This is a genomic window from Catenuloplanes japonicus (genome assembly GCF_000717135.1).
GTDB lineage: Bacteria > Actinomycetota > Actinomycetes > Mycobacteriales > Micromonosporaceae > Catenuloplanes > Catenuloplanes japonicus.
In genome coordinates this window covers 406143-418923 of record NZ_JNXY01000004.1, presented here as the reverse complement: position 1 = coordinate 418923, position 12781 = coordinate 406143, and the positions used below count along the sequence as shown (strand labels likewise).

Annotated in this window: 6 protein-coding genes and 2 pseudogenes; 3 read left to right on the top strand and 5 right to left on the bottom strand. The window is 66.0% G+C overall.

Annotated features, from left to right (window positions below):
• Positions 1-537: 537 nt before the first annotated feature.
• The 3 genes and pseudogenes from OP04_RS51510 to OP04_RS08915 form a co-directional block, all read right to left on the bottom strand.
• Positions 538-1460, bottom strand: a pseudogene (locus OP04_RS51510) (transposase); the annotation flags it as partial.
• Positions 1461-1681: 221 nt separating this feature from the next.
• Complete coding sequence (locus OP04_RS53110; protein ID WP_157239541.1) at positions 1682-2347, bottom strand: hypothetical protein; 666 nt, start codon at positions 2345-2347, stop codon at positions 1682-1684.
• 28 nt (positions 2348-2375) lie between these two features.
• Positions 2376-6212, bottom strand: a complete 3837-nt coding sequence (locus tag OP04_RS08915) for a hypothetical protein (RefSeq protein WP_157239539.1) — start codon at positions 6210-6212, stop codon at positions 2376-2378.
• A 388-nt stretch (positions 6213-6600) separates the two neighbouring features.
• Between OP04_RS08915 and OP04_RS08910 the strand changes: the two genes are divergently transcribed.
• A complete protein-coding gene (locus OP04_RS08910) occupies positions 6601-6804 on the top strand; it encodes a hypothetical protein (protein ID WP_157239537.1) in 204 nt (67 codons plus the stop codon).
• Positions 6805-8191: 1387 nt separating this feature from the next.
• On the opposite strand, the gene OP04_RS08900 is transcribed toward OP04_RS08910, so the two are convergent.
• Positions 8192-9724 (bottom strand): recombinase family protein, encoded by a 1533-nt coding sequence (locus OP04_RS08900; RefSeq protein ID WP_085066315.1) that lies wholly within the window; start codon positions 9722-9724, stop codon positions 8192-8194.
• A pseudogene (locus OP04_RS55490) lies at positions 9723-9896 on the bottom strand (thiamine-binding protein); the annotation flags it as partial. The gene OP04_RS08900 and the pseudogene OP04_RS55490, both read right to left, overlap by 2 nt.
• Before the next feature lie 54 nt (positions 9897-9950).
• On the opposite strand from OP04_RS55490, the gene OP04_RS08895 reads away from it, so the two are divergent.
• On the top strand, positions 9951-10298 hold the full coding sequence (locus OP04_RS08895; protein WP_033339001.1) for a DUF6204 family protein: 348 nt from the start codon (positions 9951-9953) through the stop codon (positions 10296-10298).
• 532 nt (positions 10299-10830) lie between these two features.
• Positions 10831-12780, top strand: coding sequence for an Hsp70 family protein (locus OP04_RS49390; RefSeq protein ID WP_198153768.1), 1950 nt, complete (start codon positions 10831-10833; stop codon positions 12778-12780).
• Position 12781 lies beyond the last annotated feature (1 nt).

The window sequence follows — 12781 nt, the reverse complement described above, 5'->3', positions numbered from 1 at the left end:
TTGGATGTCCTCGCCTGCATCCCCCTGCACGCCGAGGGCGTCCAGCTGTGGCCCCTCCACCAGATTCGGCGGAGGGACCACAGCGCAAGGCCGCATCCACAGTGGGACCGGCCGACAGCCCGCAGGCGGATAAATCCCGCACGGTGGGCACTTGCATCGGAACTCGCGCTGCTCACGGGACTGAATGGGCCGCGGCGGCAGAACCGGCCCGGCGGCCGTCGGTGACGGCGTCATCGTGCAGGACGCGGTACCAGCGGTGGTCGCCGCGGGAGGCGGCGTGGACCTGCCAGCGCCCGTCCGGCTACATGTGCTGAGGGCCAGGCTGGATCTGGAACCAGCGGTGCCGTTATGGGCGCTCCACCACGGCTCCGTTGCCTGACCGCTGAACGCGAGACAAGCCCAGACTGGATGCATCGAGCCCGGCAGCACCAGCGACGCGGCATCGCTGCTGGATTGACCCTTCGCAGGTACCTCACCCGAATCGTGGGGTCCCGCGACTGCTGTAACAGGTCCTGCCCTGGCCGGATGACAACCCGGTCTGGTGCCCTCAGGCCAGCCATCCGGATCGAGGAGGCCGGTGATCTCGCAGACCTCGGCGTGTTCACGCATGTCATCGTCGGTATCGATGGTGGGAACCCAGTCGGTGGCGGCCTGGATCGCTTCCCGGACGGGGACGGTGATCGCGGCACCGACGCTGAACCGAATGTCATGATGCTCCTGGCGCAGCGACCGGGTGTGGGCGAGGAGCCGTGCGTGGACCCGGCCGCATCCGAGCGCAGCAGGATCGGGGTCCCGTGCCGGACGTCATCGGGTATCTGGGCTAGGGCCTGGTCCAGGACGGTGATGTGGTCGGTGGTGTTCGATCCGGCCCGGCCCTCACATAGCAGGCTGGCGAGGGCTTCACCGGTGTTGTCCAGGAAACATAGCAATGGATGGAACCCGAACGCCTCCTTCCAGGTCTGGGTCGCTGCTTCCTTCTCGGAGTGACAGATGACCATCGTCGCGTCGATATCCAGGACCAGCCAGTCAACCTGCCGCCCGGCGACCGCAGCCTGGGGCAGGTCACCGCGGACGTCGGCGTGCTGGGCCCAGGTAAGTTTACGAGCCTGGGCACGGGCGGCCCGCAGCGCGGCCAGGGAGGTCTCGTCGAGCCGGGACAGCAGCCGCCACGCGGCCGGATCCGACGCGACCGGCCCGAACAAGGCCCGCTGATCCCGCAGCACCGTCAGGTCCGCGATCGCCTTACCGCCATCGGCGAGCGTCACGGCGAGATCGACAGCGATCCGGCCTGGGTCATGCCCGCCCTGCCGCTGCCGCAACCCGGCGAGAGCATCACCGAACGCGCTGGCCAGACCGGTCGCGTCCGCCAGATCGGTGAGCAGCCGGGCACCTGCATGACCGACCACACCCCGGCCGCCGCCGGTCACCGTAACCTTCGGACGCGTTGCGGTAGTCTGCACCCTGCAAGTGCCTTTCGTGACAGAACAATGTGGACCCTCAGCAAGCCCTATTGCCTGATCGGAATGCACTTCTTCATTTCTGCCCGGCCCTTGGATAAACCCTTAACGAAGGGGCCGAGGCTAGCCCTCGTTTTCTGGTCATGATCAAGAATGGCGGCCGTGCTACTAAGTTCGATGCAGGCCGGGGTGCGCGAGCGTGGGCCGGCCTGCATCGTCAATCGTTAGTCGGGTGGTTTCAACGTTCCGCCGCTGATATTCCTCCATGATTCAGACGACCACTCGCGCAGCAATACCTTTGCGAGGTCCGGGCTCGATTCGGCAAGAGACATTACGCGCGACATGCGTTTCTTTAGCTTGTTTGCGGCTTCTGGCCACCGATTTGTTGCGGGACTGTTGACCGCCCGCAGGAAAGCCTCTCTTGCACCGGTGACATCATCTTTTAGGAGTAAGATGTAGCAGATCTTTTCTAGATGGTAAAAATTGGCAGGAGCGGAGTGGCTTCTCTCCCAAATTTCTGTTAGATATCCGTCGATTGTGGCGATTGACTTGAAGTAGGGCATGGCCTCGGCTTGGACAATGTTCAGCACTCGGGTCATGACTGGTGCCGCTAGTTCGACGTTTTCTGGAACTACTAGTGGCTCATTTTCTGGGCCATTCGTGAGGGTATGAAAGAATGGCCCTTCGAGTTGTGTTGCCGGAATCGGCAGAAGTTGTACTAGGCGCTCGACGGTGAACCAATTCGCCTTGCTGTATTGGCTCACGTACAGCGCGCAGATGATCCATTCGTTCTGGCTGTGGTGGAGCAGGCTGCCAGATACCGTCCAGCTTCCGGGTAGGTGTGGGGCGAGGTACTGCTGTGCGCAGGCGCGCCACAGGTCGGTGCGCAAACGAGTCTCCGAAATTCCGATTCTCATGTTACGGGCAGTAGAGTCTTACCACGGGAATGTCGTCGAATCCGAACGGCAACTCCCTGAACAGGTCCCTGACCCACTCCCTGCGGATAAGCCCAAGGCCGGATTTCAGATCAAACACAACCTCTGGCGTGTCCTCCGTGGCACCGAATATGGCATCTGGATACCTGTGGTCGTACTGGCGGGGGCCTGGTGGTTTGGGAATCCCTTTACCGCTGAAGTAGGCGGTTTCGCCGAACAACTTAGGGTTTGTCTTTCTGGCAATCTGCACGAGGTCCTCGAACTCTTCGTGAACGAGTTCACCCCAGGCTGATTTGGACAGCGATCCGCGCGGTACCGATCTGCAGGCCTTGGCGGCCAATCCTTGGAGCCGGAACTTCATGGCGAGCTGCTCTTCGTTGAGCATCGGTTGGCGCCCACCTGGGAGGGTGTGCAGAAATTGCAGGATGGACGTCGTTATGTCAACATACTTGAGTACGGTCTCCGCGGCGGACTCTGTCTTGGCCGTGTCGCAGTCGTTGATGTCCCTGGCATTCTCGACGCAATATGCCTCGATGTAGGATGCGGTGAAGTCTTTCCTGACGGTCCCGTCAAGATTGAATATTCGCTGCCAGTCGACAATAGTCTTGACAAGATCGGCCTCGAAATATTCCGGCGTCCGTCCGGTTATTTCGCTGCGCAGGGCGTGCCACCAAGTGTAGCCCCCGCCCTCATTCTCGTAGAGGCGGTGCGACAAAGTGTATATTTCGCCGCAATTGGAGGTGCAGAGCTGTGTTTGCGGGTCCCATGTCAGAACCTTGCCGGAGGGGCCGGGTACGTACGCCGCCTCGAAGCCCTCCGGTATCAAATCCATCGGATTTCCCTCGGGTACCAGGGTGTAGTTGTTCCTGATGTCGATGGAATTCATCGGGGCATCTGGCTGGGTAGGGCCGCCTATATCGATGGACCGTGTGCCGGCTTTCGGTACCGAGTTGGTTGGAGGAGTTAAAAGGCGATCGATTGCAGTGAACGGATCCTGTGCGCGCCGGATCACTGTCTTGGCTTCAGTGGAGTCGGCAATCAGTAGGGTGTCGCCCGCAGTAGTTAGGCCAACAATGCTGGAGAAGCCGGCGTGGTCTGCGCCTCCATCTTGCTGCACGGACTGTTGAGTGCCGGCAACCTCATTGACGATTAGGCTGCTCTTGCCAATCTCGACGAGAGTGGTGAAGCCATAGGGGGCGGATGCACTTCTGATTCCTGCGTACAGCGAGTTTCCTGCCGAGACGAGGACAGAGGGCGGCCGGTATCTGCCAGGTCCGTCGCAGGCCCAGTATCCCCTGCAGACGGGAAGCCTGGCGGCAGTGGTCTGCGCCCGGAGGGTGTCGAGGGCGATGCTGTAGAGCGTGCCGCCACGGCCGTCCAGATGCCAGACGTATTCGCTGTCAGCGGCGATCGGTCCGGGATAGGGCGTCGTGCCGATCTCGGTGCGCTGATTGGGGCTGCGTAGGTCGTGCCGGTAGATCGTTCCGCTGTTTGAGATCGCGTACAGGAACTCGCCGGCTACCGTTCCGTAGTCGTACCTGTCGGGTGCGATGTAGGTGGTGGCACCGGTGGTGGAGTCGATTCTGCGGGGCCCGCATTCGGTGTCGACGATGTAGATGTAGACGCCGTCGGTGCCCATCATTCTGAGGAAGTGGCTTCCGAACCGGACGGCGGAGCCGGTGGAACTATTGGTGCAGCCGGTGGCTGCTTGGTCGCCGGCAATTGGTGTCACCGCGCCGGTGGCGGGGTCTACCCGGACTACCCGGCGGCCGTCGATGGCGACCACGCTTTTACCGAGCATGGCGATACCGCCGGTCTGCAGCGACAGGTATGGAGACGGCAGTAGTGAAATCCCTCCCACGGTGGACACGACCGCTGCGTCGAGCTCAGGCCCTGCGGCCGGGGGCGCGAAGGTGCGGATATCGGTGGGCGTGATGACCTTCAGATGCGTGACCGTCGGCTGGCTGTCGACGATGTAAAGCTTGCGGCCGTCGGCGGCAATGCCGGCGATCTTGTTGAAGTTGAAGCCGTCCTGGCCTCGGTCGCCGCCATCGATGTGCTGCACCTTGCCGTCGGCTTTGGCGATCCGGACGAGCTGGTGCGGGCTGGAGGAGTCGCGGGCGAAGTGCAGGTTGGCGTAGAGGTAGTCGCCGATCGACTGCAGGCGGTTCAGCCCGCCGGGGAACGCGGACGGGATGGTTACGTCCTGGCCGGTGGCGATGTTGAGGCGGTGGAGGCCGTCGGCTAGCAGGTACCAGATGCTGTCGGTGTCCGCGGTGATCGCGGTGATCGGGAAGCCGGTGCTGAGGCGGCGGCGGTTGGCGATGTGTCGTAGGTCGTGTTGGAAGAGTTCGTTCCGGGTGGTCATGCCATACAGGTAGTGCCCGGCTACGGTCGCGTACCGGTAGCCGCCGGCGAAGGTGCTGGTGGCTCCGGTCCCCGGGTCGACGCGGTGGAGCCCGCACGGGCCGGTGAGGTAGATGTAGGCGCCGTCGGTGCCGGCCATGCGGAGTTCCTGCGCGTTGGTGAGCCGCACGTCGCCACCAGTGGCGCTGTCTCGGCAGCCTTGCTCAGCAGCCGATCCGGCGGCGGTGGTGACCTCGCCGGTGGTCAGGTTGACCCGCGCGAGGCGGTGGCGGTCGATGACGTAGGCGGCGCCGCCGGCCACGGCCACGCCACCGGATGATTCCCAGGTCTCGGTGCCGGCGAGGTCTCCGGAGCGGGTGAGGGTTTCCGCGATACCGGCACCGAGCTGCGGGCCCGAGATGTTGGCGAAGGTACGCACTCCGGTAGGCGTGATCGTCTTGAGGTGGGTGGCCGTGGGCGCGCTGTCGACGAGGTAAAGCTTCTGGCCGTCGGCGGCGATACCGGTGATCTTAGTGAAGTTGAAGCCGCGCTGGCCCTCGTTGCCGCCCTCGATCTGCTGGGGTTCGCCGTCGGTCTTCGAGATTCGGACCAGCTGGTACAGGCCAGCGTAAGACTGCATGACAGCGGCGTAGAGGTAACCGCCGATTGTCTGGATGCGGTGTACCTGGCCCGGCAGCCCCGTGCGGGTGGTGACGGTGACGTCCTCGCCGGTGGCGATGTCGACGCGGCGCAGCAGGGTGCCTTGGGAGTACCAGACGCTGTCGTTGTCCGCCGCGATGGGGGTGATCGCGTTGACCTGGCCGATCTGGCGCCGGTTGGGGAAGTCCTGAAGGTCGTGCTGGAAAAGCTGACCAGAGTTGTTGACCGCGTAGAGGTAACGCCCGGCCACCGAGGCGTGCTTGTAGTACTGGGGGAAGGTGACGGTCGCGCCGGTGTCGGGATCGACACGCTGCAGGCCGCAGTAGCCGACGGTGTAGATGAATGTGCCGTCGGTGCCGGCCATGCGGAATTCGCCCTGGTTGTAGAACCGGACATCCGCGCCCGTGGCGGCGTCGCGGCAGTCTTCCTGGGCGGCGACGCCCGCCGTTGTCGTGACCTGCCCGGAAGTGAGATTCACGCGCGCGATGCGGCCTCGGTCGATCACGTATGCCGCGCCCTTGACGACAGTCACGCCGCCGGACCAGTCATAAGTGCCCGTGCCGGGGAGATCTCCGGAGCCAGTGACAGTCTCCGCGATGCCGGCCTCGAGTTGCGGCTCCGAAGCCGGCGTCGGGAACACCTGGGTGACCGTCGCGCGCGCAGGTGTTGCCAGCAGCGTGGCGAGCAGGGCCGCTGATGTCAGCGCGGCGATCGACATCGCGAAGCGCCGGCGGCTGCTGGGGGGCAGCAGCTTTCTGGTGGATGCCGATATGTCGGCATGTGTAATCCGCGGCATTTCCGCAGTACCTCCCATGATCGCCGGTGATACTACGGTCTTCTATCGTAAATCCGACATAAACGATTGATCGGATGTACTGCCCATTCACCCGATGGCTTTCACATCCGCACCGCTGACCCCAAGGCGGGCGCAGGTGGGGGGACGGCAGTAGGCAAGACCGCATCGACGCGGTGCGTAACGCCCTGCAGACGGCGTCCCTGCGGGATGCCGCTTTCGTGTCCCAGTTGGCCCATCTGTGGGAGGCCGCGTGGTGGCCGCGGGTCGGCAGGCGGCGAGGTGCACAACATACGTCGGTGGACATCTCGCCTACGCCTATACGTCGCCGGGCGGTCCCGCCGACGCTCGCTGAGGTCGGCTACCTGACCGGGTGCGATGGGGCGGCCGCGCCGACGCTGCCGAGATCATGCGGCGGGTCGACGGCCACGGCGAGGTGGTCAGAAGGCCGTGGGAGACCGTGCTGGCGATCGCCGCGCTCGTACGGTGCGCGCCGCTGCTTGCCGTGCGCGGGCTGCTCTTCGGAGCCTTCACCGACCTGCTCAACCGTGAGTTCCCCCTCCCCGCCGCGCTGCTCGGCACGGCCGCGCGATCGGGCTCATCGCCACGGTGATCACCCTGGTGCTCCTCGCCCACGTCGAGTCGAAGAGCGGTGACGGCGGCCCACGGGCGAGGCCCTTGATCACGATGGACTCGCCCGGCATCGAGATCAGCTACCAAGGTTGTCGGGCAGCCAGGCGGTGATCGCGCCAGTGGCACCGGCGAGAAGGCCCGTGAGCGCGGCCAAGGCGGCACATCCTTTCTTGACGTTCGGTCCGTCCGGGCGCCGCAGGGCTGGGGCCATCAGGATGCTCCGCCCGGTGTCTGAGCCGAGATACGGAAGCCGACGCCAGCTTCTATCGCAGGCGGACCCAGCGCTCCAGGTCCCCGAGGGCCGGCACCTCTGACGTGTCGTACCAGACGGCCAGGCTCATCCGCTGGACGTAGTCGAGGCGGTGGTAACCACCCTCCGCCCCAGTCTCACCCAGCCGCAGACACGCCCGGCGGCACCTCGCCCAGGTGAGTGACGTGCGGTCATCGAGACCAAGAACCCCGCGCGCCAACGGGCCACCAGCTCCGGACCGCCCTGCGCGATCCCGACCTGCCAAATCCGACATCATCCGGCAGGCGCTCGGTCTGCTTGCGCCAGACCGCCGTACGTTTCTTCTGCCGGTAAAAGTCGACTGACTACCACCTCGTGCCGGATCCGGGCGGTGATCTCGAGCGGGCCGCGGTTGACGTCCCCGATAGACGGAGCGGCTGAACTGCGAAAGGTAGCCCAGATGGCGCGCTTGTCCGCCATCTATCCATTTACCACGGGCCGGAGGCGGGAACCAAAATTCGTTCCATTTGATTTGCACCGCTGGTCTTCTTTTGTGGCCCTGTGTTTAGCTCGGTGTATAGCGGCGTGGAACTGAGGCTTGCTGCGGGGGTGGAGAAAGATAGTGGACTAGCCTCCTAGGAGGCTCTAGGCATGATGCCCGGGACGACTCGACGGGCATAGGGGCCCCTGCGGACCGTGCCATGGCGAGGAAAACGCCGGAGATGCCGTAGGGCGCCTTACCAAACAATTGAAATTGGGGAATCAAACTGCACTACGCGTACTTTCAGGTCAACACCCTGCTCGGAGGGTTGAGGACGCGCCGAAATCAAATGACCAAGTGTTCCAAATTCAAAGAGTCGCCCATGTTGAAGGACGCAAAGTCGAACCGTTCCAGCCGGCCATCTGGAGAAGATCGCCGACGGCGAGCCCTGCCTGACGCAGGCCGCGCCGATCCGAAAAATCCCCACAAGACCCGGGAGCAGGCTGTAGCCGATTTCTGGAGAATCGCCGCTCATGCCCACCTAGAGACCTGCTTACGCGAGGCTCATGCTGCCCAGAATTTGGCGACGCGCCGCAGGGGCGCCGACGCCGCCTGAACGGCATCGGTCACAGATATCGTGGCGGCAAATTGGAATAACTATCCCACCTCGCCGGTTCTATCCCATATTGGAACAACGACGAGTCGCTTAGATTCGTTCGCACTCTTCGGGAGAACCGTCACACTACCCACCAACTGAAGCAATGCCTCCCGCCGCTTATCCGGTTCCCAAAGATCCCACTCCTGAGCCAGTGTCGAAAAGGCCCGGACATAACTTACCCCCGAACGCCGCTCATCCTCTCGCGCCTCAGCGAGGGCAGCCTGCACCACCTCCAACTCCACCAGAAGCGATGCACGCCTCTCCTCAAACTCCTCGCGCGTCACCAAATCATCGGAGTACAGGTCGATCAGCTTCGCTCGCCGCCCCTTGATCTTCTTGTCCTGCTCGGACAGCCGGGCCACGCGGTCACGTGCCACACGACCTCGCTCCAGCCGACGAGCCTCCTCCGTTACCGCCCCACTAGACTTCTCCGGCACATTGGACAACAACCAGTCCAAAGCCTCTTGACTTGCCCGGACGTCCGAAATGTAGTTCGGCTCGTGGTGCCGGGACGCTCGTGCCTTCGAACACGACCACTGACGCCCGTTCCTTCCATGCATCACTGTCATCGACGCTCCGCACAGTGCACACCGCATGACAGACGACAAGGCGTACTTCGGCGACCGAGACCTCGGAGGAAGCTTCGCCTGTTGCTTGCGGCGTTCGAGATACCGAACCCAGACCGGCTCTGAAATCAACGGCTCATGTGCGCCTACGCGCCAGATATCGTACGAGTCGAGCGTGCGCCTGGTGGCCTTGCCCTCACGGCGACGCTGTTGGGAAGACTTCTCTCGAATCAGCCCAGCCGCGAAACCCGTATCCATGAGAACCGAGAGCGCCGTCTGACTCCAAACATCCGTCTGGGGCGGCTGGATGCCGCTGCGGTTCAACTCCAGGACGAGCTTGTAGAAGGACTCCCCGGCAACATACCGCTCATAGAAGCTCGCCAGCAGTGGCCCGGTTTCAGGATGAGGGGTATAGCCGGTCTTCCGGCTGTACTCGTACCCGAACCGAGGCCGACCGTTATGAGGTAGGCCATTGCGGCGACGACGGTCCTGGGTATCACGCCAACTGTCACCGATCATGTCCGATTGCAGTTGCGCGAAGGACAGCATCTGGTCTCGGCTGAAGCGGCCGATAGTTGTTCCCGGGTCGAAATCCTCCGTCGCTGCGCGTACGACGCCGCCAGCGTCCTCAGCCCGACCCAGGTACAGCTGAGACTGGCGCATGTTGCGGCCCCAGCGGGACCACTTCCAGAGCAGGACGTACTGCCACTTGCCGTTCCGGATTCCGTCGATGATCTCCTCGACGCGACGTTTGGTGAAGTCGCGTCCGGACCGGTCTAGATCCTGCATCTCCTCGACGATCTTGATCCCTTCGCGCCGGGCAAGCTCATCGATCTGGAATCGCTGCAACTCCGGAGAGATGAGGTCATCGTCCCGTCCGCCCACCCGGGACACCCGTATGTAGGCCACGGCGTACTTGGGAGAGCCGCTGTCAGTGCTACCTGCCCAATCCGAGGGATTTCGCATCACACGATTCGCTCTCTATCTGGGGAAACATGAGATGCAGTTTAGGCGGCATTGCGTCGGTCCGGTTCGGCAGCCCGGAGGCGCGCACCACGCGTACCGCCTCCGCCACGATCGTCCCGACCTCTTCGCCCGCTCCGAGCGGCGACACACTGAAAGCCACGAGCACAGACATGCCGACGACGATAATCGGATGCGACCGGCCTCCGGGGCTCGATAGGGTCGCGCCATGAGCCGTGGCATCCGAGTGACCGTGCGTGGCGCCTTCGACCGACTGACCCCGGAGCAGACCGCGGCCCTGACCGCCGACGCCGCCGGCCGTGACTTCCTCACCACGGCCTACACGCCCGAGGGCCACCTCGCCTACGACCTGGCCGCCCGCCCGTTCTTCACGTTCCGCTACCTCGTCGAGGCCGACGACGACGAGGACCTCGACGTCACCGCCACCCGCGCCGAACTCCTCGCCGACGAGTGGCTGACCTCCCGCGGCTACGCCTACAAGAACCTGACCTCGGTCGCCGTCGACCCCGCTCAGATTCCATTGGGCGCCCGAGGCCGCAAGATCCAGACCCGATAGGCCGCTTTCCCGCTTCCGGCGTGGTCCGGCAGCGTTGCTCCCGCGGGCGCTGTGTTTCCCCGGGGCCCGAGCCCCGGACCCCACGACGTGCCCGCTTCCGGCGTGGTCCCGCAGCGTTGCTCCCGCGGGCCAACCTCCGGGGTTCGGAAGACTCCGCTGGCGCTCCGCTTCCGATCCCCGATCGGAGCCGGTGCCGCCGCTGGTCACCGAAGAGCACGCGACTCCCGCCGCCGCTCACGTTTGCTGCCGCGCGTGCCGGTGCGCGGCGGGATGTCGTACCCCCTGGTCAGGGCTCTGGTCCGTGCTTGAAGATCTTGACGGGGTGGACCGGGCGAGGCCGACCCACGCCTACGGCACCGCGGACACCGTGCCGGACCGGCGGTCCGCGATCACCGAGGGCATGCCCGCTGGATGCTGCCGCCGTCGCAGCAGGTCAGCGACGAGTCGATCGTGGGTGCAGGACCTGCGGGACGGCCGGGGAGGGCGGTCCACCTGGGACGCGCGTGGGGCGAGGGGCCGCTATCTTGGTTCGGTGACGCACCTCTGCATAGATTTCGGCACCTCCAGCACGGTGGCAGTGTTCGATGGTCCGCTGGGGGTACGCCCGGTGCTGTTCGACGGCGCGCCGTCGCTGCCGTCGGGGGTCTGTGCGGATCCGGGCGGCCGGCTGCTGGTGGGGCCGGATGCGGCGCACGCGGCCCGGACGGCGCCGGAGAGCTATGAGCCGTACCCGAAGCAGCGCATCGACGAGCAGTCCGTGCTGCTCGGGGGCGTCGAGGTGGCGGTGCCGGACATGTTCGCGGCCGTGCTGCGGCGGGTGGCGGACCAGGTGCAGGGCACGCCGGACCGGGTGACGATCACGCACCCGGCGGCCTGGGGCAAGCGGCGGCGGGACGTGCTGCTGGACTCGGCGGCGCGTGCGGGCCTGCGCAACGTGCGGCTGGTCAGCGAGCCGGTCGCGGCGGCGGCGTACTTCGCGAGCACGGCCGGGACCACGATCCCGGTCGGCGGCAGCGTGGTCGTCTGTGACCTGGGCGCGGGCACGTACGACGCGTCGGTGATCCGGCGGACCGGGGACGGTTTCGCACTGCTGGCCACGTCGGGGCTGTCCGACGGCGGTGGCCTGGACCTGGACGCGGCGATCGTCGCGCACCTCGGCGCGGTGTACGCGCCGAAGGACCCGGCGGCCTGGGCGCGCCTGACCGCGCCGGCCGACGCGGCGGACCGGCGGGCCTCGCGTGCACTGTGGGCGGACGTGCGTACCGGCAAGGAGATGCTGTCCCGGTCCTCGGCCACCCACATCCACCTGCCGCTGCTGGAGGTGGAGGCGCCGCTCGGCCGCGAGCAGTTCGAGGCGCTGGCCCGGCCGGTGATCGACCGTACGGTGGCGACCACGCGCCTGGTGCTGCGCGAGGCCGGCGTGGAGGCGTCCGCGCTGAAGGGTGTGCTGCTGGTCGGCGGCGCGAGCCGGGTGCCGCTGGTCGCGTCCATGCTGCACCGCGCGCTGAGCGTGGCGCCGGCCGTGATCGAGCAGCCGGAGCTGGCGGTGGCGAACGGCGCGGTCACGGCCGAGACCGTGGGTGGCCTGGACGCGGACCGGACCGCGCGCGTGACGCGGGAGCAGGTGGCCGCGGCGCTCGCGGGCCAGGTCTCCGCGCCGCCGGCCTATCCGGCGTCGCCGTCCGGTCCGGGCCTGGCGAACGTGCTGCACGCCCCGCCGGTCACTATGGCGCCGTTGACACCCCCGCGCGGTGCGCCGGCCCAGCCGGTGCCGTCGCGGGCCCCGCAGGCCGACGACGGGCTCGCGCCGACGCGGCCGTACTCGCAGTTCGAGGTGCCGGGCAGGCCGGGGCGCAGGGCGACCGGGGCCGCGGCGGTGCCGGCCGGTCCGCCGCCGAGGAAGAAGCGCCGCTGGCCGGTCGCGCTGGTGATCCTGCTGGTGCTGGCCGCGGCGGGCGCCGGATATGTCGCCTACGGGAACCGTGGCGACGAGAAGATCGGGTCGCCGCAGAACGGCCCGACCAGCGGCGCTCCGTCGAACACGCCCGCCGCCACCCCCAGCGCCACGCCGGTCGGCACCGGCCCGCGGAACAACCGGGGCGAGCCGCTCGACCCGCGCGTGGTGCAGGCCGTCAAGGAGGCCAACCCGGACGACCCGGACGCGTACCTGGAGCTGCCCGGCACCGACTACAGCGGGCCCGGCCCGTTCCTGATGGTCGTCGACTCCGCGAGCACGGCCGGCGGCCACCTCAAGCTCCGGATCCGCGAGGCGGCGGACAAGAACGCGGGCAACAGCGACGGGCTGGGTCCGCTGTGGATCGCGCCCGCGGAGGAGGCCGAGATCCGCACGATCAACGGCGGCCCCTACGCGCTCAACGACTTCGCGGCCGACATGGCCGATCCGTCGGATGCCGAGCGGTCTCAGGTGTGGTCGGTCACGTTCGGTAACGGTCTCGCGATCGCCACCATGGATCAGCAGTAGC